The organism is Bacteroides sp. OF04-15BH (assembly GCF_003477995.1).
Lineage (GTDB): Bacteria > Bacteroidota > Bacteroidia > Bacteroidales > Bacteroidaceae > Paraprevotella.
This window is the reverse complement of the sequence record NZ_QUEM01000016.1, coordinates 16894-38688: the sequence shown is the minus strand read 5'-3', so window position 1 is coordinate 38688 and position 21795 is coordinate 16894. Positions and strand designations below refer to the sequence as shown.

The following is a 21795-nucleotide window of genomic DNA, read 5'->3' as shown; positions in this document are numbered from 1 at the left end:
ATTATGGAAAAAATAATCGGACTTATCGATGCTCCTTTTACTCCGTTTTATGAAAATGGAGAAGTGAATTATGAACCTATTGGCGCTTATGCTCAGATGCTGGCCAAAAACGGACTCAAAGGTGTTTTCATTAACGGTTCTTCCGGCGAAGGCTATATGCTTACGGACGAAGAAAGAATGAAACTGACCGAAGCGTGGATTAAGGCTGCCCCCGAAGGGTTTAAGGTAATTGTTCATGTAGGAAGCTGTTGTGTAAAGTCGAGCAAGATGCTGGCAGAGCATGCTCAGAAATGCGGGGCGTGGGGAATCGGTGCCATGGCACCTCCGTTCCCGAAAATCAACCGTATCGAGGAATTGGTGAAATATTGTGAGGAGATTGCGGCCGGTGCTCCGGATCTGCCTTTCTATTACTATCATATACCTGCTTTTAATGGTGCTTTCCTGCCGATGACCGCTTTGTTGGAAGCTGTTGACGGACGTATTCCGAATTTTGCCGGAATCAAGTATACTTATGAGAGCATTTATGAGTACAACCAGTGCCGCTTGTATAAGAACGGAAAATATGATATGCTCCACGGACAGGATGAAACGATTCTTCCTTCGCTGGCTATGGGAGGTGCACAGGGAGGTATCGGAGGCACAACCAACTATAATGGCATCAACCTGGTAGGAATTATCGACGCCTGGAAGGCCGGTGATATTGAAAAGGCTCGCGAGCTCCAGAACTTCTCACAGGAGGTTATCAATGTGATTTGTCATTATCGTGGAAATATTGTGGCCGGAAAGCGCATCATGAAATTGATCGGACTGGATCTGGGTAAGAACAGAACTCCATTCCAGAACATGACAGATGAGGAGGAAGCCAAGATGAAACAGGAGCTTGAAGCGATTAACTTCTTTGAGCGTTGTAATAAATTTTAAGTACTGGTATGGATAAGAAAATTTATCTCGCCTATTGGGCTGAAAAATATAAGGAAGACCTGACTGAGAACATTATGCCTTTTTGGCTCAAGAATGGTCTCGACCGGGAGCATGGAGGTATCTATACATGTCTGAACCGCGATGGCAGTCTGATGGATACCACAAAGTCGGTGTGGTTTCAGGGCCGTTTTGCCTTTACTTGCAGTTTTGCCTATAATCAGGTGGCTCAAAATCAGGAATGGTTGGATGCGGCAAAATCGACTTTGGACTTTATCGAAAAATATTGTTTTGACGAGAATCGCAGAATGTATTTTGAGGTGACGGCCGACGGTACTCCTTTACGTCTGCGCCGTTATGTGTTCAGCGAGAGCTTTGCGGCTATTGCGATGGCTGAATATGCTGCGGCTACCGGTGATGCCGAATATGCCCGTAAAGCACTGGCTGTCTTCAAGGATATGCGTCGCTTCTTGAACACCCCGGGCATTCTGGAACCTAAATATCTGCCTACAGTACAATGTCAGGGGCATTCCATTACCATGATCATGATCAATGTGGCCTCTTGCATCAAGAAGGTGATTGAGGATCCGGAACTGGATATTCAGATTGATGAATCTGTTCATGCTCTTCGTACTTACTTTATGCATCCGGAATTCAAGGCTTTGCTTGAAACGGTAGGGCCTAATGGTGAGTTTATAGACACTTTGAGTGGCCGCACCATTAACCCGGGACATTGCATCGAAACGGCTTGGTTCCTTTTTGATGTGGCAGAGGCTCGTGGAGGCGACAAGGAACTGACGGAGCTGGCGCTGACCATTCTCGACTGGTCTTGGGATTGGGGCTGGGATGAGCAGTATGGAGGCATCATCAATTTCCGCGACTGCAAGAATCTGCCTTCTCAGGACTATGCTCAGGACATGAAATTCTGGTGGCCGCAGACTGAGGCTATTATTGCCACTCTTTATGCTTATAAGCTGACCGGTAATGAGCGTTATCTGAAGATGCATCGTATGATCAGTGACTGGACTTATGCCCATTTCCCGGATTCTGAATATGGCGAATGGTACGGTTATTTGCATCGTGACGGAAGTGTTGCCCAACCGGCAAAGGGAAATCTTTTTAAAGGACCGTTCCACATTCCTCGCATGATGACCAAAGCCTATACACTTTGTCAGGAAATACTGGCCGGATTGTAATCCCGCAAAAGAACGATTCTGTGCGGACCAAAAAGTCTGCACAGAATCATTTTTATGAAAACCATGAAATAACTTAATTATCTTCTTAGAAATCATGAAAAACAAAAAAATATATCCTTGGATTGTGGTGGCCTTGCTTTGGGGAGTTGCCTTGTTGAATTACATGGACCGGCAGATGTTGAGTACCATGAAGGATTCTATGCAGATCGATATTGTGGAGTTACAGTCGGCAACGAATTTCGGAAGGCTGATGGCTATATTTCTTTGGATTTATGGACTGATGAGTCCGGTGGCTGGAATGATTGGTGACCGTTTTAACCGGAAATGGCTGATAGTGGGCAGTCTTTTTGTGTGGTCGTCGGTTACCTATCTGATGGGTGTTGCCCAGACTTTTGAGCAGATTTACTGGCTGCGTGCCTTGATGGGAGTGAGCGAAGCTTTGTATATTCCGGCCGGACTGTCTCTCATCGCTGATTATCATTCCGGTCGTTCGCGCTCGTTGGCTGTCGGTCTTCACATGACCGGTTTGTATACCGGTCAGGCCATCGGTGGTTTCGGAGCCACGGTAGCCGCAGCTTTTTCCTGGCAGACCACCTTTCATTGGTTCGGAATCATAGGTATTCTTTATGCTTTCTTGCTTGTCGTTTTTCTGAGAGACAAAAAAAGAGAAGTGGAAATGAAGATACAGCCATCAGCGGCACAGCCTAAAGAAAGCCTGTGGCAGAGTCTGAAAAAACTGACAGGTAGTGTTGCCTTTTGGATTATTTTGCTTTACTTTGCTGCATCCAGTCTTCCGGGATGGGCAACCAAGAACTGGCTTCCGACACTGTTCTCTGAGAATCTGGATCTTCCGATGTCTGAGGCCGGTCCGATATCTACCTTTACCATCGCCTTGTCGTCTTTTGTCGGTGTGCTGTTTGGGGGAAGTCTTTCCGACCGTTGGGTACAGAAGAATCTCAAGGGACGTGTATATACCAGTGCCATTGGTCTGGGCCTGACCATTCCTTCTCTTTTGTTGTTGGGAATGGGACATCATATTGTTTCCGTTGTCGGTGCCGGTTTGTTGTTTGGTATCGGTTTTGGTATGTTTGATGCCAACAATATGCCTATTCTCTGCCAGTTTGTTTCTTCTCGCCGGCGTGCTACGGCTTATGGGGTGATGAATATGACCGGAGTATTTGCCGGAGCTGCTATTACGGATTTGTTGGGACAATGGACCGACGGAGGTAATCTGGGTATGGGTTTTGCCATGCTGAGTATAGTTATCGCTGTGGTGGTATGCTGCCAGTTGATATTCCTGCGTCCCAAAACAGATAATGCTGATTAAAAACGATTATTCACGAATATTTTTACGTTATGATACTTTCAAATTTACAGAATAGCGCCCGCATAGAGGCGTTGCATCCTTTGTTCAAAAAGTTTTTTGACTATGTAAAGAGTCATGATTTGTTGCATACGGAGTGCGGCCGTATTGAGTTGGATGGTGACTGTCTGTTTATTAATAATGTCAATCCGTCTTGTGTAAAGGCTGAGGATCAGGTGTTGGAAGTGCACCGTGATTATATTGACATTCATGTGTTGTTGGAAGGAGAAGAAACCGTTGGTTGGAAGGCTTTGGAAGACCTTCAGAACGAAAGGCAGGCTTATCAGAAAGAGGGTGATTATGCTTTGTATGGCGATCAGCCGACTACTTACGTCACTTTACGACCGGGGCAGTTCCTGATTGTATGGCCGGAAGATCCTCATGCGCCGTTGATTGGCGAAGGTAAACTTAGGAAATTAGTTGGGAAGATAAGAATATGATTCAGATATTGACAAAAGAATGGGAGATTACGAAGGAGTACATTTATGAGGTCGCTTTACAGCAAGGCATTGTTCAACTGGACATAAATGACTTTTTGTATGCCGTCCGTTACAGGCGTCCCTTGCTGGCGGTAAAAGTGGAGGATGAAGCTTTGATTCCGGAACTTTGTCAGCAGGCTTTTCATAACTTGGACAGCAATCTTTCTCTGAAACCTTCCGTGATTATTCTGAACTTTGTTTATGGGGAAGATAATCCGATTCATATAGAGGAGATACAGGCTTTGGTGGACATCTTTCAATCCTATAATGAGCAGAACATTGAGATAAAATGGGGGCTGCAGTCAAGAAAGGAGTTTGGTTACCAGCGTCAGGTTCAATTGTTTGCCTTTGGAAGGGAGACCGTGGAAGTCAAAGAGATAGGTTGTACGGATGCAATGCAAGTGTGGGGCACTACATTCCATGGGGTAGAGGAACTCATGCAATACGCTCGTAGCGAACAACCCAAGGATGGGGTTTGGGTAGGTGAAGATTCGGAGCGTTATCCTTGCTTTGATTCTTCGGATTATGCAACGGAAAACCGTTATTACCATAACTTTGTGTTTGCCTCTACTCGGGCTGAACTGGAGGACAAACTGGCCATGCTTGAGAATAGAAAACTTTTGAAAGGGAACTATAACAAGTTGTATCCCGAAATGCATCCAATTGCTTATTGGGAGGGAGACACGTATCATCCTTTATATTATACAGTACGGGATCAGGATATTTGATTATGTTAGTAGTACATCCGAAAGACAGAACGACACGCATGCTTGCTGCCCTGTATGAAGGGCAGCAAGTGCGTTTGTTTGACCAGAATTTTAGTAGTGCGGAGATAAACCGTGCCTTGTTCCATACTTCCCGGCAAGAGAGAATACTTTTGCTGGGGCACGGTTCCGATCAGGGATTGTTTTCCCGCGAAAATGATGAAGCGGATGATTTCGACCGCCTCATAGTATCTCACACACATGCTTATGCCTTGCGTCGTCACGGGGGAAATCTGGTGGGGATATGGTGTCATGCCCGGCTTTTTGCACAGGCAGAAGGGCTTCACGGGCTTTTCTCCGGAATGATTATTACAGAAATGAGTGAGGCGGAATATTATGGAGTGGAAACGACTCCCGAGGAACTGAAACAGGAGAATGAACTGTTGGGGCTACGGCTCCGCCAATTATTGGATGAAGACATTCCTTTGATGGATTTTCCGCAGCGTATGCGGGATTTTGATCAGCATCATACTCCCTTGACTGATTTTAATTACCAAAACTTTTACTATTTCTAGGGCTTTAATTACTCGTATGATTTTATTTTGTATTTTTGAGGTCTTCTTATAACATGATTTTTTATGCTTAAACAATTTCTATTATATATTGTAGGTTCAGCCTTAATATGTTCAGCTTGTACTTCAAAAACAGAATCTGTTGACGAGATAGAAAACAAGGTGGAAAGTAAGTTGTTGGAACATGAGCAAAAGATTCTTGATTTGTATCGTAATCAGGGATGTGAGGTAGCTTATAAAGAGTTGAAATCTTGGTTGCTTTCTGATACGTTGACAATGGATTATCCCTTTGATTTGCTTCGCGATTCTATAAAACTAGGAAAGGTCGTATCGCCGGATAATAATTTGTGTGTATACTATTGGGATACTATGTTAGGTGGTTCTATGTTTCTTTGGGGAAATGTGACACAATACCGCACAGCGAATGGTGTCATGGCAAAACCATATAGTCCGGAATTTCTGGCACAGCAGGCTAATCTCATGGAAAAGGATGAGGTAGATTTTGGTTCTTTTGTGAAAGAACTTTATCAGGTGCGCGATAATTCAGGAAAAGTTATCTATTTGCTTTCTTGTTATGCTTCTGCATCAGCTGTTTACGGAACGAATATATTATCAGCGTATACCGTAGTGGAAGACTCTTTACAAGCAGTTCCGAATCTGTTCATTAAAGCAGATTCTAATATGGTGAGCAATCTTACCAGTGATTGTTTTGGCGCGTATATAACTTATGATAAAAATACTCGTAGGCTTTATCTTCCTTTAGAATGGGCATCTGATAATAGTTCGTGTGTATGGAGTGAGTGTTTTCGCTTTAATGGCAGAAAGTTTGTTTTTACAGAAAAAATAAAATATGATAAAGATTTATAGTATGGACACATGTCCGGATTGTGTTTATGTTAAGGAGCAAATCAAGAACGATGACCGTTACGAGATTATTGATATCGGGCAGCATGTCCGAAAACTCAAGGAGTTTTTGAGATTGCGCGATACGAGTCCGGTTTTTGATGAGGCTAAAAAGAATGGTGCTGCCGGCATTCCCTGTTTTGTGCTTGAGGATGGCACTGTCACTCTGGTGCCCGAGGATGCAGGCTTGCAATCCCGTCCGATAGAGGATGGAGCTGTGTGCAGCCTCGACGGAAGCGGTTGCTGAATAAAAGGAAAAATCATTGGAATGCATTTCGCTTCCAATGATTTTTTTTAGGCTTACAGATGTGCCTGCACTTGTTGTAATAAGGCATTCAGAGGCAGCGCGCCGCTCTGTCGCCACAGCATCTGTCCGTTTCGGAAGAGCATGAGTGTGGGTACAGACTGTATTCGGTATTCCGCGGCGGTATTCTGATATTTGTCAACGTCAATCTTCAGGATGCGTATCTGCTCGCCCAAACGCTGTTTCAGTTCCAAAAGTACAGGATGCATGGTTTTGCAAGGGCCACACCAGGTGGCATAAAAATCCACCAGCACCAGCTGGCCGGATGAAATAACATCTTTGAAACTTTCCATAGTCTAATCTTTTTATTGTTGGTTACGATTTATTTCCCGATGAATCCAAGCCATCAGGACACTTACGGCATATTCTTTTTCATCCGTTGTCAGCGCTCTTCCGGGAGGGATATGATGCCATTTGTAGAAACAGCCGCGGCAACAGCAGCCCGTGGCATGCTGGGCCAGGAATACAGGGTGACCGCGCATGGGAGTCTGTTTGCCGTCATTGGGGATGAAGGCTGGTGCCAGACGTTTGGCCACAAAGTCTGCTGCATGGCGTTTTATGGTTTCCATTCCCTTCTCGCGAATGTAGCTTCTGTCCTTTTCCGATAGGTGAAAACGGCTTCTGAATTCGGAACGGGCCAGTTTTTCAAACAGTTGGCTGTGGTCGTAAACAGTCGGAGCGGCAAAGTCTTCTTCAGAAAAGAGCGAGCCGGGAGCAGTCACAGACGGTTTCTTCATTGGAATGATAATTTGTTGTGTAAAGTTAATATTTTCTATCATAACTTTGCCTGACGCTGCAAAAAAATTGTATCTTTGGTTTTCTGGAACAGAAATACGAATCATGAGACTGACTTATATTTTTCATAGTGGCTTTGCTTTGGAGACAGAGCAGTGCATACTGGTGTTCGACTACTGGATGGACCCCGCCGGAGTGATGCCGACTTTGTTGCAGTCCGGCAAGCCGATATATGTCTTTGCCAGTCATTTCCACGAGGACCACTTTAACCGGACCATATTCCAATGGAAAAACATGCGCCCAGATATACTGTATATTCTTTCAAAGGATATCCTGAAACGGCGTAGGGCCCAAAAGGAAGAGGCGGATGTTTGGTTGGCCAAAGGCGGAGTCTGGCAGGACGAGCGGATTCGGGTGACGGCCACAGGTAGTACCGACAGTGGAGTGTCCTGGATGGTGCAGACCGGTGGCCGGTGTATTTTCCATGCCGGCGATCTGAACAACTGGTATGCTCATTATCTGACCGATCAGCGCCGCCGTTCGTCCATATTCAGTGCCGAATTTAATTTGTGGGTAAATCCAGAGAAAGAAGAAAAACAGTATCTGGGAGAATTGAAGGACATCCGGAAAGTCACCGGACACTTTGACTTGGTGATGTTTCCGATAGACAGCCGCATCGGTAACGGATATACGCGGGGAGGCCGCCAGTTCATCGAGCAGTTTTCTGTGTCTTTGTTCGTACCGATGCATTTTGTGGCCGGCGGTTTTGAATCAGCCTGGCGCATGAGAGAGTTTACTGGTCCGCGGGGGGTGGGCTTTTGGAGTATCTCCCGTAATGGAGAGTCTTTGGAGTTTTAAGCAATATGGAACAAATCAGAAAAAGCATAGAGGTAGTTGCAGCCGTGCTGGTGCGTGACGGGAAATTTCTGGCGACACAGCGCGGCTATGGAGAGTTTAAAGATTTCTGGGAGTTTCCCGGAGGAAAGATGGAGCCGGGCGAAAGCAAGGAGGAGGCCTTGAAACGGGAGATTCGTGAGGAACTCGATTTGGAGATTACGGTAGATTCCGAGCAGATGACGGTGGAATATGATTATCCTTCTTTTCATCTGACCATGCACTGTTTTTTGTGTTCCATCGCATCAGGAACACCGGTACTCCGGGAGCATGAGCATGCTTTGTGGCTGTGCCGGGAGGATTTGCATAGCGTGCATTGGCTACCGGCAGATGAAGCGGTGGTAGAGCGTCTGTCGACTTCTCTACCTTCCGGACAATCCTGTTCTTAGATGATTCTTAGGGCGTAAGCAGGGACACGACAACCTGTATCAGTGCGCCGGGAAGCAGAAAGCGTTTGTCTTTTTCGTCACAGCGGATGGCATTCAGAAAGTGTGGCCATTCTTGTCGGTACACCTCATACATGCGGTTGTTTATTCCGTGACTTTGAGATGCGTTTTGCTGGCTGTGGTAGGTATTGGCATACCGGTCGCACAGTTTTACGAAAGGGGCATAGGGAGTGCAGCGGATACCGGCATAATAATGTGCTCCGGCGCGTTCGGCCCGGGTACGTCCCTTGTCGTTGGTCAGGGCGTAGACTATTTCAGCGGCGGTCAGCGCCTGCTCTTCTTCCATAAACCGACTGGCTTGTTTACGCACATCGTTGTAGGTTAGTCGCGCGTCTTCGATGCTGTCGTGGTAGTAGGCACCAAACACTAAAGGGAGTATGTCTGTTTTATCAGTAACGATTTCGTGACCGTATTTCATGGCTGCGTCGGCAACCATACAGAGATGATATCCATAAGGCAGATCACGGTCGTAAATCTGACCAACGCTTTGATGCAGGGCACAGGCGGCGTCTCGGATCGCTATAATCTCCTGCTGGTGTGTCCGGATAAATTCTTGAAAGAGCTCTTTTTTCATGGTTTCTTGAATTTTGGGAATACTTGATAATATGCTTTCAAAGTTACGTTTTTTCTCGTTAAGTCGCTATATTTGCAGGAGGAACTTAAAAAGAAAAACATGAAATACGTAGATGATTTTTTGAACTCTTCCTGGATGGTCAAGGCTAAGGAGTACTTGTCCAATCCTCAGAAGATCAGTAAAATGCTTCCGCTTTTGAAAGAGTATATCAGTAAGGAAGGCTTGAGTAAGGTAAAGGATATTTTATGTCTGATGTATTCTTATATCAAAGATGTGGCTACCGGTGAGTATAAGAATTATGACACAACGCGTTTGTTGATTATTCTGGCTGCTTTGATTTATGTGGTGTCTCCGTTGGATCTGGTTCCTGATTTTGTGCCGGGTGGATTGATAGATGATGCTACCATCGTTGGCTGGGCCTTTAAGGAAGCTGCCGAAGAACTGGAAAGATACAGAATTTGGAAAGGATGCTGATTCTGGGGAAATCAGGAAGAAACCGATGTCCTTCTCAGGAGAGAAAGACATCGGTTTCTGTTCTTGTCGGTATCGAATTCTGGGCACCGGGGCGGGTTACTGCCAAAGCGGAAGCCGCACATCCGAAACGGGCCGCATCGACCGTAGATTTTCCTTCTGCAAGAGCTACAGTCAAAGCTCCGTTGAAGACATCGCCTGCGGCAGTAGTGTCTACAGCCTGTACTTTGAAGGCGGGAATCATTCCTTGAAAATCATCGGTAAAGACAAACGCTCCCTGCGAGCCCATCGTGATGACTGTTTGCTGCACTCCCTTCTTGCGGAACCAGAGAGCGGCCTGAAGAGCACTTTCTTCATCGCATACCCGTATTCCGGTCAGCAGTTCTGCTTCGGTTTCATTGGGAGTGATCAGAAATATCTTCTCTAGCAGACTGTCTGGCAAGGGGCGTGCCGGAGCCGGATTGAGAATGAGCCGTTGTTGGCGCGCAGTGGTCTTTTCCGCAATATATTCCACCGTCTGAAGGGGAATCTCCAGCTGGGTCAGTACAAAATCGCTTTCAGCAATATCTTCGGCAGCTTTTTCTATGTCCTCTTCCGTAAGGCGGGCATTGGCACCGGAAATGACAATGATGCGGTTTTCGCCCTGTTCCTCCACAGTAATCAGGGCGGTGCCGGTAGGGGCTTCTGCATCCGTTAGTATATGTTTGGGAGAAATACCTTCGTGCATGAAATGCTGGCGCATCTGTTCACCGAAACCATCCTTTCCGAGTTTGGTGATGAAGGTCACTTCCGAACCGATACGTGCTACGGCAACTGCCTGATTGGCTCCCTTGCCACCGGGATTGGTGACAAAGGAGGAGCCGAAAATCGTTTCACCGGCTACCGGACAGCGTGGCACCGTGACTACCAGGTCCATGTTGGTACTTCCGATAACTGTAATCTTGCTCATCGTTCTTTATTTTAGTTTTTTACCGTCTGAAAAGGCTTTTCCGACTTCTTCGCCGATAATCAGATATTTATGGTGGATTGGATCATAGGTAATCGGTTTTAAGAGTGCCGGGTCAATGGCTCCCTCTTCATTCAGAATCTTTTCGTCGGCGGAGATATTGACTATGCGGCCCACCATGTGGCAGCTTTCCGGATCATAAGATACCAGTTCACATTCCAGAGTCATGGGAAGTTCCTCGATAACCGGGGCATTCACAAACTCAGATTTTACTGTGTGCAATCCGGATTTTTCCATCTTTTCGGGTTCTTTATTGCCAGACACCAGTCCCAGATAGTCACATGCAGCGACATGGTCTGCGGTGGCCATGCTTACGGTAAAGGCCTTGGTGGCCAGGATATTCTGAGTGGTCTTATGTCCTTCAGACAGGCAGATACCTACCATATTGTCAGTATAGATGCCTCCCCATGCGGCGTTCATGGCATTGGGTTTTCCGGCTTCGTCGTATGCTGCCACGATAAATACAGGCATGGGATACAACCAGGTTTTTGTTCCAAAATTCTTTCTCATAATCTTAAGTTTTATACGGTTATTGCCACTTTGATGACACCATCCAGATGATGTTCAAAAAGGTGATAGGCTTTTTCGATATCCTGCAAAGGAAAACGGTGGGTAATCAGTGGGGTAGTGTCGATCTTTCCTTCAGCAATCAGCTGGAGTATTTCGGCACAGTCGCATCCGTCTACACCGCCGGTCTTGAAGGTCAGGTTCTTGCCATACATGTCGGGCAGCGGAAGAACTTGAGGCTGGTCATACAGAGCCACCACCGTGACAAGAGCATTGGGGCGGGCGCATTGCCAGGCCAGCTGGAACGTGTCGGGAGCGCCGGCTACTTCGATGACTACATCCGCACCGCCATGATCGCTGTTGCGTTGCACAAATTCCACACATTGTTCCGGAGTGGTAACCAGCACTTCGGGATAGTGCTCCCGGATAAAACGGATGCGTTCTTCTGACTTTTCGCAGAGAATGATGCGGTGCGGCTTTTTCAGTCGGGTGCAAAGCAAGGTGCAGATGCCCGTCGGTCCGCCTCCAATCAGGAGGACTGTGTCTTCGGGAGTTATTTCAGAAATGCGGGTAGCCCAGAATCCCGTGGCCAGAATGTCCCCTACAAAAAGAGCCTGTTCGTCGCTCACGGTATCGGGAATGCGGTTCAGTCCCTGATCGGCATAGGGTACCCGTACCAATTCAGTTTGTCCGCCGTCGATACGACAGCCCAAGGCCCATCCGCCGTTCGGGTCCTGACAGTTGTTTACATACCCTTTGCGGCAGAAAAAACATTCTCCGCAAAAAGTCTCCACATTGACGGTAACCCGGTCGCCGGGCTTTACAGAGGTAACTTCTGAGCCTGTTTGCTCTATAATGCCCACCATTTCGTGGCCCACGGTGATGCCGGGCACGGCACGCGGCACGGAGCCATGCTTGATGTGCAGGTCGCTGGTACAGATGCTGCTCAGTGTGATGCGTACAATCGCATCGCGCGGATCCTGAATCAGTGGCACCGGTTTGTCGGTCCAGGCAAACTTTCCCCGTTCGATATAAGTATATGCTAACATAATTGCTGTATTTCAATCTATACAAATATAAGGATTTTAATTCGGAAATGGATTTTTGTTCCGAACTATTTGAAACTTTTGTGTATCTTCGCTTCAGAAGTCGTTATGCAATACCTAATTAATTTATACTTATTGAATATGAAGAAAATACTTTTTACCTTTTTACTCCTGTTGGGGATGTCTTGTCCGGTTGCAAATGCGGCAAAAGACCATGAGGGACCTGTTCCGGCTGCTCATCAGCTGAAATGGCATGAGGCGGAACTGGGAGTGGTTTTTCATTATGACCTTCATGTCTTCGATGGTCAGGTATACGGGCAAGGCAACAATCGCATCACTCCTGTGGAGGACTATAATATTTTTCATCCGGACAGTCTGGATACCGATCAGTGGATTCTGGCGGCAAAGGCTGCCGGTGCCAAGTTTGCCATTCTGACGGCTACACATGAAACGGGTTTCGGTTTGTGGCAGAGTGATGTGAATCCTTATTGTCTGAAGGCGGTGAAATGGCGCGACGGCAAGGGGGATATCGTGCGTGATTTTGTGAATTCGTGTCGTAAATATGATGTGCAGCCTGGCATCTATATCGGTATTCGCTGGAACTCTTTGTTCGGTATTCATAATTTCAAGGCTGAGGGCGAAGGGGAGTTTGCACGCAACCGTCAGCAATGGTACAAACGTCTGTGTGAAAGGATGGTTGAGGAAATCTGTACCCGTTATGGAGAGCTGTTCATGATCTGGTTTGATGGTGGAGCAGATGATCCGAAGGGATTGGGGCCGGATGTAGAACCGATTGTAAACCGTTATCAGCCCAACTGCCTGTTTTATCATAATGTAAACCGGGCTGATTTGCGTTGGGGTGGTTCGGAAAGCGGTACGGTGGGTTATCCTTGCTGGTCCAGCTTCCCATATCCGTATAGCCATAGTAATACTACAGAAGGAGCAATAGATCATAATAAACTATTGGCCCATGGCGATCCGGAGGGAAAGTATTGGGTGCCGGCCATGGCCGATACTCCTTTGAGAGGATATAACGGACGCCATGAATGGTTTTGGGAACCGGGTGATGATGACCGGGCTGTCTATCCGTTGGCAAATCTGATGGATATGTATGAAAAGTCTGTAGGTCGGAATGCTACTCTGATGGTGGGACTGACGCCTAATCCGCAGGGACTTATTCCTTCGGGAGATGTGGCGCGTCTGAAAGAATGGGGTGCGGAGATTCGCCGTCGTTTTGGAACTCCTTTGGCACAGACGGCAGCAACCGGAAAGCAGAAAGTATCTTTGAAGCTGGACAAAGCACAACCGGTTAATTATTACCTGATTCAGGAAGATATTACTCAGGGAGAACGTATCCGGGCCTATCGGGTTGAAGCTCGGGTAGACGGGAAGTGGATTACGGTTGCCAAAGGCTCTTCTGTGGGCCATAAGCGTATAGAAGCCTTTCCGGAAACGGAGGCCCGTGAATTCCGACTGGTTATAGAGCAAAGTACGGCTGAACCGCAAATACGGAATTTCAGTATTTTCTCTGTGAAATAATAAGAGTTGAATCACGGATATATAGTGTATTTACCCCCAAAGGAGAAAAATCCTTTGGGGGTAAATTTATTTGTTTAGCTCCCAGAATGCTACGGCAGAGGCTGCTGCCACATTCAGGGAATCTACTCCGTGGGCCATGGGAATGCGGACCACATAATCGGCTTCTTCTATAGTTTGTTGGGGGAGTCCGTCGCCTTCGGTTCCTAGAATCAGGGCCAGACGCGGTTCTTCCTTCAGTGCCGGATGATCCAATGGAATGGAACGGTCGGTCAGGGCCAGAGCAGCCGTGCGGAATCCCAGTCGGTGCAGGTCTTCCAAAGGACGCTCGGTCCAGCTCCAGGGAACGAGGAACACACTTCCCATAGATACCCGTATGGCACGTCGGTTCAGCGGGTCGCAGGAATCCCGTGTAATCAGAACGGCATCTATGCCCAAGGCGGCAGCCGAGCGGAATATGGCACCGATATTGGTCGTATCCACCACTCCGTGAATTACGGCAACTCGGCGGGCATTTCTGCAAATCTCTTCCAGAGAAGGCTGCGGACGACGATGCATGGCGCAAAGCACTCCGCGGGTCAGGGTATATCCGGTAAGGCGGGCCAGCAGTTCGCGTGGTCCGGTATAGACGGGTATGTCACCGCAACGCCGGATAATGTCAGCGGCGTCTCCCTCAATATGTCGGGCCTCACAGAGCAGGGCTTGCGGCTGATAGCCTGCATCCAGCGCCACCCGGATGACTTTCGGGCTTTCGGCGATGAAGATCCCCCGTTCGGGATCCAGCCGGTTGCGTAGCTGGGCTTCGGTCAGCGTACTGAATATTTCCACTCCGGGGTGGTCCAGTGTTTGGATTTCTAGGATTGGCATGTCGGTTATTCTTGATTTTGAGAAATGGAATCTTCGATGGTTTCGAGCAGAAAGCTCACGGGGCGGAACCCGTCGTTGCAGGAAATCATGGCCGAATATTTGTTTTTCATCCAGCCGTCGTAAAAATTGCAGCCTCCGTGGGCCAGCGTCCAGACAAAGGGCAGCATGCTTTGCCAGGCACTTTCGCAAAGTCCCAGCGGCTTGTTTCCGTCTTCAGAGATAAAGACCTGTCCTTCCTCTATATCGCAGGCATGTTCTATCGGATTTTCATATTTCTCCATTAAATCCGGATAGCAGGCTTTTCTCATGACTGTTATTTTAATTTTTTTCATTGCATGGATATTTTTATTGGTTCCGTATTTCTTTTTTCGGACCAAAAGGCTGGGGGAGTTTTTCGCCCAGTTTTTGTATGGCCCGGTTGATGCCTATCCGTTTAAAAAGCTGTTCTCGCAGAAAATCAATCCCGGTGCAGCTTAGAAATACCAGAATGGTGAAGAACAGTCCCGGCAGCAGAAGGTGATGGTGGCAGATTTCCGGTAACAGTCTGTTCCAGAGGAAATCCCGTACGGCACTATGCTCATGGCACAAATAGATGCCCAAAGTGTAAGGAGCCAGTTTTCCGATGAATTGCCCTGCTTGGCAGATTTCTTTCTTTTCCGTGAAGCAGGCAAAAAGACAGATGGAAGTCAGGAAAGTCAGGGCGTTGTTGCCGGTATATCTCAGTGTGAAGGCACCCTGTGGCTGGGTGATGTCGGTCAGATTTTCAGCCAGATGGAACAGATATATTCCCGCAGCGGTAACCGTCAGGCAAAGGACAGTGCGTGTGCGCAGCCAGTCAGGCAGGGCGAATTTCCGGAAATACCCTCCGACAAAAAACAGAAGGATGAACCAGTTGATGGACATGCCGGTGGTAAAGCTTCTGCCAAAGGGAATCTTGAAAAACAGCAGCAGGAGCACTCCCAGCAGAAAAAGGTATTGTTTTTGGTTGAGGCTTTTGCCCAAATAAGCCAGAAAGGGAGCCAGAAGAGCCAGTCCCATATATTGGGTGATAAACCAGTATTCGCGTCGGGGAAAGGGACTGAGATGATCCAGCCACGTTGTCGGCGGAATCTTTTCACCGCCACAGAAGCTGAAAATCAAGGACAGGAGGAGAGAATAAAAAATAGTCTCCACCCATATTTTCAGCAGCGCGCTCCGGAAAGTGGTCTTTTCAATGAGAAAATAACCGGATATCAGGACAAAGCAGTTTACTCCCGTCACGGTAAAGACATAAATCAGTTGCAGAATGAGATAGGTACATGTTTCGGAAACTGATTCCGGATGAAAGGTGCCCAGAGTAGGATGGTTGCGTACACCATAAAACAGGAAATGCCCTGTTACAATCAAAAACATGGATAGCACGCGGAGCACATCCATAGAAATCATTCTGCCGTTGCCGGTTTGAGCCTGTTGGGATACCATGATGTAGAGATTTGGCGATAAATAGAAATCAGGGCGGTTTGTCGCCTTGAGAAGCAAAGTTATAACATATTGGAATAAAAATGAATTCTTTTTTTCAGATTTTTACCGTTTCAGCCGGGAAAACCCGTAACTTTGTCCGGACTTCAAAGCTAAGGAAAGACAATGATACATTTTAATTCTGATTATATGGAAGGAGCGCATCCCGAAGTGATGCGTCGTCTGGTAGAGACCAATTTGGAACAGACTGTGGGATATGGTCTGGATGATTACAGTGTGCATGCCAAGGAACTGATCCGTGAGGCATGTCAGGCTCCGGAAGCTGCCGTATATCTGCTGGTAGGAGGTACACAGACCAATGCTACGGTCATTGACGGACTGTTGCGCCGCCATGAGGGGGTGCTGGCTACGGAAACAGCACATATCAATACTCACGAGTCGGGAGCCATCGAGGCCACCGGTCATAAGGTGTTGGCGCTGCCCCAGCATGACGGAAAGCTGCTGGCTTCGGAGGTTGAGGCTTTCATCCGCGATTTTTATCGGGATGAGACTTATGAACACATGGTGGCACCGGGAATGGTCTATATCTCTCATCCTACCGAGCTGGGTACTCTGTATAGCCTTTCGGAACTGGAGGCTTTGAGCGGAGTGTGCCGCAAGGCCGGCATTCCGCTTTATCTCGATGGAGCCCGTTTGGGATATGCCCTGTCGGCTCCTTCTACTGACGTGACATTGGCCGATGTGGCCCGTCTGTGCGATGTCTTTTATATAGGAGGTACGAAAGTCGGTGCTTTGTTTGGCGAAGCTGTCGTGGCAGCTCATCCGGGCCGACTGCCTCATTTCTATCCGCTCATCAAGCAGCACGGAGCCTTATTGGCAAAAGGCCGTTTGTTGGGATTGCAGTTCGAGGCTCTGTTTGCCGACGGACTCTATCAGCGCATCGGAGCGCATGCCGTGCGTTTGGCCTTGAAACTGAAAGAAGCCTTTCGTGCCAAAGGCTATCGGCTATTCCTGGATTCTCCGACCAACCAGCAGTTTGTGTTCCTGCCCAACGAGGTGATCGACCGATTGTCAGCGCAGGCCACCTTTGAATTGTGGGGCCCCCGCGGTGAGACGGAGACGGTGGTCCGTTTTGTGACCAGCTGGGCTACGCGTGAGGAAGATGTAGATACCCTGATTTCCCTCTTATAAGAATCATCCCGCTTTTCCTGTATATTTAATAAGGAAAGGCGGGATGAATTGTTTGATGGAAAATTAGTCAAATGTTTTACTAATTAAAAAGAAAGCCTTACCTTTGCACCTTGAAAATTTAAAACCACATCGGATGCAAGAAAAAGTGAACAACACTTCGCGTGAGTGTCTGCGCCAGCTGATCCGTACCCGTATGGCGTCGCGTCAGGCTATGCAGCGTTTTTTGAAGAATATTGGTGCTGACATTACTTTTGAGATGTTGCAGATAATGAGTTGTCTGTGGTATGAACAGGGAATCAGCCAGCAGATTTTGGCAGAGCGTACGGCAAAGGACAAGGCCTGCCTGACCAACCTGATGCTGAATCTGGAGCGTAAGGGTTATGTCTGCCGCCGGGAAGATACCCGTGACCGGCGTAACAAACTGGTTTTTCTGACCGAAGAGGGAGAGCGCTTCCGTCGGTGTATGGTGCCGAAACTGCAAGAGTATTATCAGCGACTGGATTTGCTGATTGGCGAAGAGAAACTGAAACAAATAGAGAATCTGTTGAAGGAGGTGCAACATGCGTTGGAGACCTATTAAATTTCTTTGTCTGCTGGGAGGGTTTATGGCAACTTCCGCAGGAGTCAAAGCCCAAAACGACAGTCTTTTTCTCTCCCTGCCACAGCTGTTTGAGCGGGGCAGCCGGGAGCATCTTCGTCTGGCGGCCGACCGGTTGAAGGAAGAGATTGCCCAGGAGAAAGCCCGTACGGCCCGCACGGCCCGTTTGCCCGAAATGACTGTCGGTCTGAAAGGAGGCTATTTGGGGCAGCCGATTGTCTGGCAGCATGGATTGAGCGATCCTACCCGTCCCGAATCGCCCGACTGGCAACAGAGTTATGCGTTTGATTTTTCGCAGCCTGTTTATCAGGGGGGACGCATCCGGTATGCCATCCGTCAGGCCGATCTGGCCCAGGAGCTTGCCGTGCTGCAGACGGCTGCCGACCAGGCAGACATCAAACTGGCATTGCTGGAGCAATATCTGGATTTGTTCAGCCTTTACAAGCAATGCCGTGTGTTGCAGCGCAACATCGAAGAGTCGGAACAGCGCCTGCGGAATATCCGTCGCCTGTGCGAAGAGGGAGTGATTACCAACAACGATGTGCTGCGCAGCGAAATGCAGCTGACCGATAACCGTCTTTCGCTTTCCGAGACTCAGAACAATATCCGTCTGGTGTCACAACAGCTCGACATTCTGCTCGGTTTGGACGAAAGTCTGCTTCTGGTCCCCGATACCACCCTTTTGAGTCAGGATTGTCCGGTGGCCACTTATTCGGAATATGTAGACCGTGCCTATGAGGCAGAGCCGTCGATGCTGCTCTTGCAGAAACAGACCGAGATGGCCCGGAATCAGATTCGCCTCACTCAGGCCGAGCAGATGCCCCGCCTGTCGCTTTATGCCTCCAACACCTTGGCGCGTCCGATCACCCGCACCATGGCCGACCTGTATAACAACAGTTGGAATGTGGGGCTCACCTTCACCTATTCCCTTTCTTCGCTTTATCAGAACCGGCATCGCCTGAACGAGGCCCGGCAGCAGGTGTCGCTGTTGCAGAACACCACCGACCAGACCCGGCAGCAGATCCGCATGACCGTTCAGAAGGCTTTGTTGAAACACCGCGAAGCGCTGGACCGGGTGGAGGCTCTGAAGTTCTCCGTGCGTCAGGCCGAAGAGAACTACCGCATCATGAACAACCGCTATCTGAATCAGCTGGCCATTCTTACGGACCTGCTCGATGCCGACAATTTGCGGCTGAATGCCGAGCTGCAGCTCACTACGGCGCGCACCCGGGTGCTTTATACCTATTATGAACTGCAACGGGTAACCGGTAATTTATAGTCAAGAATTCCATAGTATCTAAGAATATGTCAAAGTCATTCATTCAAATCAGATATGAGCGCCTGAAAAAGAAAAAGCGCCGCAACATCATTCTGAATATCGTATGTCTGCTCATTGCCGGTTCCGGACTGGCCTGGACGGCCAATTACTTTTGGCGTTATATCAGTTATGAGATTACCAACGACGCTTTTGTGGACCAGTATATCGCACCGATAAACGTGCGGGTGTCCGGGTATGTGCAGGAAGTCCGCTTCCGCGAGCATCAGTATGTGCATCAGGGAGATACCCTGGTCATTCTGGACAACCGCGAGTATCTCATCCGGCAGAAAGAGGCGCAGGCCGCTTTGCTGGATGCCAAGGGGGCGGGACAGGTGCTGGCTTCCGGCATCCGTACTTCGCAGACGCGCATTGACGAGCAGGATGCCAATCTGGCCGAGGCCAAGGCCAAGCTCTGGCAGGCCGAGCAGGATTACCGCCGTTATGAGCGTCTGTTGCAGGAGGAGTCTGTGCCCCGCCAGCAATATGAGCAGATGAAAGCCACTTACGAAGCGGCGAAGGCCCGTTATGACGCGCTGCGCAAACAGAAGGAGGCAGCCCATTCGCAATATGATGAAACCACTCATAAAAAGGTGGGCGTGGAGGCCAATGTGCTGCGGGCCGAAGCGGCACTGGATCTGGCCAATCTGAATCTTTCGTACACCGTGGTGACAGCTCCTTATAGCGGCTACATGGGACGGCGTACTCTGGAGCCCGGTCAGTATGTCACTGCCGGACAGACCTTGTCTTATCTGGTCCGCCAGTCCGGCAAGTGGATCACCGCCAATTACCGCGAAACGCAGATTGCCCATATCTACATCGGGCAGCCTGTCCGTGTCAAGGTGGACGGCATTCCCGGCAAGGTGTTCCGCGGGCATGTCACCGCCATATCCGAGGCTACGGGCTCCAAGTATTCTCTGGTGCCGACCGACAATTCGGCCGGTAACTTTGTGAAGGTGCAGCAGCGCATCCCCGTGCGGATAGATCTGGATGAGGTAGACGAGCAGAGCATGAGCCAGCTGCGTGCCGGCATGATGGTAATCACCGAAGCGGAGCGGAAACGATGAAGACGGCGCGCGAACTGGAAATACCGGTGCGGGCCTGGGTGCCCGACCGTGTGGCGGTGATGATTCTCTTTCTGGTGATGCTTCCCATCGCCATGCTCAACGGCACCTATACCGGCAGCATTGTGGAAGTGTCCAATACGCTCGGTGTCTATACCGAAGACATCACCATCGGTTATTATGCCGCTTCGGCAGGAATGGCGGTGTCTTATCCCATTGTGCCCAAGATTCTGGCCACCTTTTCTTCCAAAACCCTGCTGGTGGCCGATCTCACCTTGCAGTTTCTGCTCAGCTGGTTCTGCGCCCGGCAGTCGCAGATCGAGTTGCTCATAGCCTCCAGTTTCGTCATCGGTTTTCTGAAAGGATTTCTGATGCTGTGGGTCATCCGCCGCATCAAGTTCATATTCAGTCCGGCCGATGTGCGCAGTGAGTTCTATGCCTACTTCTATCCGCTGGTGTTCGGTTGCGGACAGCTGTCGATGGTCATTACCGCCCTGCTGGCCTATCATTACGACTGGAAGTATATGTACTACTTCATGATGTTGCTGCTGCTGGTGGCTTTGCTGGCCGTTCTGCTGCTGATGCGCCATGACCGTCCGGCCAAGCCGGTGCCCTGGCGCGAACTGCATCTGCGGGAGATGCTCATTATCTCTACAGGACTGCTGATGCTCATCTATGTCATCACTTACGGTAAGGTGCTCGACTGGATGGCCTCTTCGCGCATCATCCTCTACATCATTCTGGCCCCGTTGTTGATAGCCCTGTTCCTTTGGGAGCAGTTCCATTCCACACATCCTTATGTCAGTCTGAAGCCTCTGTTTCAGTGGAAGGCCATTCTGGGATACTTCTATATGATGCTTGTGATGTTTTTCAGCACTTCCACCAGTTTGCTCACGAGTTATCTCACCACGATTCTGCGGGTGGACAACACACACAGCTATACCCTTTACATCTGGCTGCTGCCCGGCTATATGCTCGGTGCCTTTATCTGTTTCTGGTGGTTCCGCTGGCAGCGCTGGCGTTTCCGTTTCCTCATTGCCGGGGGGATGGCCTGTTTCGCGATCTTTTTCGGGATGCTTTATTTCGGCATTTCGCCCGACAGCACCTATGAGATGCTCTACTTGCCGATGTTTCTGCGCGGTTTGGGCATGCTTACGCTGATTATCGCTTTTGCCCTTTTTGCCGTGGAGGATCTTCCGCCGAAATATCTGTTGTCCAATGCCTTCTTTCTGATCACGTTCCGTTCGGTGCTCACGCCGGTGGTGGCATCTGCCTTTTACAACAATGCGCTCTATCGGTTGCAGCAGAAATATCTGGTTCAGCTGGCCGAGAATACCACGCTGGTGGATCCGCTGGCGGTGTCCCGCTGGAATTCGTCTTTGGCTTCGGCCTTGCAGCAGGGAAGGGGGATGGACGAGGCTACGCAGGTGGCCACCAACACGCTCTATAATGTGTTGCAGCAGCAAAGCACGTTGCTGGCTTTGAAGGAACTGCTCGGATGGCTGTTTGCCGTGACTGTGGTGCTGGCCATTGTGTCGCGCTTCATTCCGTTCCATAAGACCGTTCGGGTACCTGTTATCCATACCGGCGAGGATATGGTATAAAAAGAAAAAATCATCCCAATGAAATGAACAGATCATTTTGATGA

The 21795-nt window shown here is 48.8% G+C and carries 26 protein-coding genes; 17 read left to right on the top strand and 9 right to left on the bottom strand.

All coding sequences use genetic code 11. The features are described from left to right. Positions 1-3 precede the first annotated feature (3 nt). The 8 genes from DXA74_RS08720 to DXA74_RS08685 all read left to right on the top strand — a co-directional run bounded on the left by DXA74_RS08720 (position 4) and on the right by DXA74_RS08685 (position 6382). Positions 4-921: a dihydrodipicolinate synthase family protein gene (locus DXA74_RS08720; RefSeq protein ID WP_118526708.1), complete on the top strand. Its 918-nt coding sequence runs from the start codon at positions 4-6 to the stop codon at positions 919-921. A gap of 8 nt (positions 922-929) precedes the next feature. Continuing rightward, positions 930-2114 (top strand): AGE family epimerase/isomerase, encoded by a 1185-nt coding sequence (locus tag DXA74_RS08715; protein WP_118526706.1) that lies wholly within the window; start codon positions 930-932, stop codon positions 2112-2114. Positions 2115-2208: 94 nt separating this feature from the next. After that, a complete protein-coding gene (locus DXA74_RS08710; protein ID WP_118526704.1) occupies positions 2209-3441 on the top strand; it encodes an MFS transporter in 1233 nt (410 codons plus the stop codon). A 29-nt stretch (positions 3442-3470) separates the two neighbouring features. Continuing rightward, entirely contained in the window at positions 3471-3917 is a 447-nt protein-coding gene (locus DXA74_RS08705) for a YhcH/YjgK/YiaL family protein (RefSeq protein WP_118526702.1), read from the top strand. Next, entirely contained in the window at positions 3914-4684 is a 771-nt protein-coding gene (locus tag DXA74_RS08700) for a hypothetical protein (protein ID WP_118526700.1), read from the top strand. The genes DXA74_RS08705 and DXA74_RS08700 overlap by 4 nt, the downstream gene beginning before the upstream one ends. A 2-nt stretch (positions 4685-4686) precedes the next feature. Further along, entirely contained in the window at positions 4687-5235 is a 549-nt protein-coding gene (locus DXA74_RS08695) for a hypothetical protein (protein WP_147401065.1), read from the top strand. Positions 5236-5298: 63 nt separating this feature from the next. Continuing rightward, positions 5299-6099, top strand: a complete 801-nt coding sequence (locus tag DXA74_RS08690) for a hypothetical protein (protein WP_118526696.1) — start codon at positions 5299-5301, stop codon at positions 6097-6099. Next, entirely contained in the window at positions 6083-6382 is a 300-nt protein-coding gene (locus DXA74_RS08685) for a glutaredoxin-related protein (protein WP_118526694.1), read from the top strand. Before DXA74_RS08690 ends, DXA74_RS08685 begins: the two co-directional genes overlap by 17 nt. A 53-nt stretch (positions 6383-6435) precedes the next feature. On the opposite strand, the gene trxA is transcribed toward DXA74_RS08685, so the two are convergent. Both trxA and DXA74_RS08675 read right to left on the bottom strand, forming a co-directional pair. Next, positions 6436-6732: a thioredoxin gene (trxA, locus tag DXA74_RS08680; RefSeq protein WP_118526692.1), complete on the bottom strand. Its 297-nt coding sequence runs from the start codon at positions 6730-6732 to the stop codon at positions 6436-6438. Between the two features lie 12 nt (positions 6733-6744). Further along, a complete protein-coding gene (locus DXA74_RS08675; protein ID WP_118526768.1) occupies positions 6745-7176 on the bottom strand; it encodes a DUF4186 domain-containing protein in 432 nt (143 codons plus the stop codon). 103 nt (positions 7177-7279) lie between these two features. On the opposite strand from DXA74_RS08675, the gene DXA74_RS08670 reads away from it, so the two are divergent. Together DXA74_RS08670 and DXA74_RS08665 are read left to right on the top strand one after the other, a co-directional pair. Next, on the top strand, positions 7280-8032 hold the full coding sequence (locus DXA74_RS08670; RefSeq protein ID WP_118526690.1) for an MBL fold metallo-hydrolase: 753 nt from the start codon (positions 7280-7282) through the stop codon (positions 8030-8032). 5 nt (positions 8033-8037) lie between these two features. Beyond that, positions 8038-8457: a (deoxy)nucleoside triphosphate pyrophosphohydrolase gene (locus tag DXA74_RS08665; RefSeq protein ID WP_118526688.1), complete on the top strand. Its 420-nt coding sequence runs from the start codon at positions 8038-8040 to the stop codon at positions 8455-8457. A 7-nt stretch (positions 8458-8464) separates the two neighbouring features. On the opposite strand, the gene DXA74_RS08660 is transcribed toward DXA74_RS08665, so the two are convergent. Beyond that, entirely contained in the window at positions 8465-9088 is a 624-nt protein-coding gene (locus DXA74_RS08660) for a hypothetical protein (RefSeq protein ID WP_118526686.1), read from the bottom strand. 99 nt (positions 9089-9187) lie between these two features. On the opposite strand from DXA74_RS08660, the gene DXA74_RS08655 reads away from it, so the two are divergent. Then, complete coding sequence (locus DXA74_RS08655; RefSeq protein WP_118526684.1) at positions 9188-9562, top strand: YkvA family protein; 375 nt, start codon at positions 9188-9190, stop codon at positions 9560-9562. 34 nt (positions 9563-9596) lie between these two features. Here DXA74_RS08655 and rbsK read toward each other — a convergent pair whose 3' ends face one another. From rbsK to DXA74_RS08640, 3 genes are read right to left on the bottom strand one after another with little or no spacing between them, the layout of a single operon-like run. Next, on the bottom strand, positions 9597-10508 hold the full coding sequence (rbsK, locus tag DXA74_RS08650; protein WP_118526682.1) for a ribokinase: 912 nt from the start codon (positions 10506-10508) through the stop codon (positions 9597-9599). 6 nt (positions 10509-10514) lie between these two features. Further along, positions 10515-11075, bottom strand: a complete 561-nt coding sequence (locus DXA74_RS08645) for a flavin reductase family protein (protein ID WP_118526680.1) — start codon at positions 11073-11075, stop codon at positions 10515-10517. 11 nt (positions 11076-11086) lie between these two features. Then, positions 11087-12121: an alcohol dehydrogenase gene (locus DXA74_RS08640; protein WP_118526678.1), complete on the bottom strand. Its 1035-nt coding sequence runs from the start codon at positions 12119-12121 to the stop codon at positions 11087-11089. 138 nt (positions 12122-12259) lie between these two features. Between DXA74_RS08640 and DXA74_RS08635 the strand changes: the two genes are divergently transcribed. Then, positions 12260-13657 (top strand): alpha-L-fucosidase, encoded by a 1398-nt coding sequence (locus DXA74_RS08635; RefSeq protein WP_118526676.1) that lies wholly within the window; start codon positions 12260-12262, stop codon positions 13655-13657. Between the two features lie 66 nt (positions 13658-13723). Here DXA74_RS08635 and DXA74_RS08630 read toward each other — a convergent pair whose 3' ends face one another. From DXA74_RS08630 to DXA74_RS08620, 3 genes are read right to left on the bottom strand one after another with little or no spacing between them, the layout of a single operon-like run. Next, entirely contained in the window at positions 13724-14521 is a 798-nt protein-coding gene (locus tag DXA74_RS08630; protein WP_118526674.1) for an RNA methyltransferase, read from the bottom strand. Positions 14522-14526: 5 nt separating this feature from the next. Beyond that, positions 14527-14853, bottom strand: coding sequence for a TIGR04076 family protein (locus DXA74_RS08625; RefSeq protein ID WP_118526672.1), 327 nt, complete (start codon positions 14851-14853; stop codon positions 14527-14529). A gap of 13 nt (positions 14854-14866) precedes the next feature. Then, positions 14867-15982: an acyltransferase gene (locus tag DXA74_RS08620; RefSeq protein ID WP_147401064.1), complete on the bottom strand. Its 1116-nt coding sequence runs from the start codon at positions 15980-15982 to the stop codon at positions 14867-14869. Between the two features lie 162 nt (positions 15983-16144). On the opposite strand from DXA74_RS08620, the gene DXA74_RS08615 reads away from it, so the two are divergent. From DXA74_RS08615 to DXA74_RS08595, 5 genes are all read left to right on the top strand, one after another. After that, a complete protein-coding gene (locus tag DXA74_RS08615) occupies positions 16145-17170 on the top strand; it encodes a low specificity L-threonine aldolase (RefSeq protein ID WP_118526668.1) in 1026 nt (341 codons plus the stop codon). A gap of 133 nt (positions 17171-17303) precedes the next feature. After that, entirely contained in the window at positions 17304-17750 is a 447-nt protein-coding gene (locus DXA74_RS08610; protein ID WP_118526666.1) for a MarR family winged helix-turn-helix transcriptional regulator, read from the top strand. Between the two features lie 25 nt (positions 17751-17775). After that, positions 17776-19047: a TolC family protein gene (locus DXA74_RS08605; protein WP_233550495.1), complete on the top strand. Its 1272-nt coding sequence runs from the start codon at positions 17776-17778 to the stop codon at positions 19045-19047. Between the two features lie 26 nt (positions 19048-19073). Beyond that, positions 19074-20150, top strand: a complete 1077-nt coding sequence (locus DXA74_RS08600) for an HlyD family secretion protein (protein ID WP_118526662.1) — start codon at positions 19074-19076, stop codon at positions 20148-20150. Then, positions 20147-21751 carry an MFS transporter gene (locus tag DXA74_RS08595; RefSeq protein WP_118526660.1) on the top strand — a complete coding sequence of 535 codons (1605 nt, stop codon included), beginning with the start codon at positions 20147-20149 and terminating at the stop codon, positions 21749-21751. Before DXA74_RS08600 ends, DXA74_RS08595 begins: the two co-directional genes overlap by 4 nt. Positions 21752-21795 lie beyond the last annotated feature (44 nt).

Bases quoted from the DNA above. Each gene is read 5' to 3' on its own strand.
- DXA74_RS08615 (WP_118526668.1), top strand. From the start codon at position 16,145: ATGATACATTTTAATTCTGATTATATGGAAGGAGCGCATCCCGAAGTG.
- DXA74_RS08630 (WP_118526674.1), bottom strand. From the start codon at position 14,521: ATGCCAATCCTAGAAATCCAAACACTGGACCACCCCGGAGTGGAAATA.
- DXA74_RS08670 (WP_118526690.1), top strand. From the start codon at position 7,280: ATGAGACTGACTTATATTTTTCATAGTGGCTTTGCTTTGGAGACAGAG.
- DXA74_RS08660 (WP_118526686.1), bottom strand. From the start codon at position 9,088: ATGAAAAAAGAGCTCTTTCAAGAATTTATCCGGACACACCAGCAGGAG.
- DXA74_RS08625 (WP_118526672.1), bottom strand. From the start codon at position 14,853: ATGAAAAAAATTAAAATAACAGTCATGAGAAAAGCCTGCTATCCGGAT.
- DXA74_RS08610 (WP_118526666.1), top strand. From the start codon at position 17,304: ATGCAAGAAAAAGTGAACAACACTTCGCGTGAGTGTCTGCGCCAGCTG.
- DXA74_RS08600 (WP_118526662.1), top strand. From the start codon at position 19,074: ATGTCAAAGTCATTCATTCAAATCAGATATGAGCGCCTGAAAAAGAAA.
- DXA74_RS08640 (WP_118526678.1), bottom strand. From the start codon at position 12,121: ATGTTAGCATATACTTATATCGAACGGGGAAAGTTTGCCTGGACCGAC.
- DXA74_RS08715 (WP_118526706.1), top strand. From the start codon at position 930: ATGGATAAGAAAATTTATCTCGCCTATTGGGCTGAAAAATATAAGGAA.
- rbsK (WP_118526682.1), bottom strand. From the start codon at position 10,508: ATGAGCAAGATTACAGTTATCGGAAGTACCAACATGGACCTGGTAGTC.
- DXA74_RS08695 (WP_147401065.1), top strand. From the start codon at position 4,687: ATGTTAGTAGTACATCCGAAAGACAGAACGACACGCATGCTTGCTGCC.
- DXA74_RS08720 (WP_118526708.1), top strand. From the start codon at position 4: ATGGAAAAAATAATCGGACTTATCGATGCTCCTTTTACTCCGTTTTAT.
- DXA74_RS08700 (WP_118526700.1), top strand. From the start codon at position 3,914: ATGATTCAGATATTGACAAAAGAATGGGAGATTACGAAGGAGTACATT.
- DXA74_RS08675 (WP_118526768.1), bottom strand. From the start codon at position 7,176: ATGAAGAAACCGTCTGTGACTGCTCCCGGCTCGCTCTTTTCTGAAGAA.
- DXA74_RS08710 (WP_118526704.1), top strand. From the start codon at position 2,209: ATGAAAAACAAAAAAATATATCCTTGGATTGTGGTGGCCTTGCTTTGG.
- DXA74_RS08655 (WP_118526684.1), top strand. From the start codon at position 9,188: ATGAAATACGTAGATGATTTTTTGAACTCTTCCTGGATGGTCAAGGCT.
- DXA74_RS08635 (WP_118526676.1), top strand. From the start codon at position 12,260: ATGAAGAAAATACTTTTTACCTTTTTACTCCTGTTGGGGATGTCTTGT.
- DXA74_RS08705 (WP_118526702.1), top strand. From the start codon at position 3,471: ATGATACTTTCAAATTTACAGAATAGCGCCCGCATAGAGGCGTTGCAT.
- DXA74_RS08645 (WP_118526680.1), bottom strand. From the start codon at position 11,075: ATGAGAAAGAATTTTGGAACAAAAACCTGGTTGTATCCCATGCCTGTA.
- DXA74_RS08665 (WP_118526688.1), top strand. From the start codon at position 8,038: ATGGAACAAATCAGAAAAAGCATAGAGGTAGTTGCAGCCGTGCTGGTG.
- trxA (WP_118526692.1), bottom strand. From the start codon at position 6,732: ATGGAAAGTTTCAAAGATGTTATTTCATCCGGCCAGCTGGTGCTGGTG.
- DXA74_RS08685 (WP_118526694.1), top strand. From the start codon at position 6,083: ATGATAAAGATTTATAGTATGGACACATGTCCGGATTGTGTTTATGTT.
- DXA74_RS08595 (WP_118526660.1), top strand. From the start codon at position 20,147: ATGAAGACGGCGCGCGAACTGGAAATACCGGTGCGGGCCTGGGTGCCC.
- DXA74_RS08620 (WP_147401064.1), bottom strand. From the start codon at position 15,982: ATGGTATCCCAACAGGCTCAAACCGGCAACGGCAGAATGATTTCTATG.
- DXA74_RS08605 (WP_233550495.1), top strand. From the start codon at position 17,776: ATGGCAACTTCCGCAGGAGTCAAAGCCCAAAACGACAGTCTTTTTCTC.
- DXA74_RS08690 (WP_118526696.1), top strand. From the start codon at position 5,299: ATGCTTAAACAATTTCTATTATATATTGTAGGTTCAGCCTTAATATGT.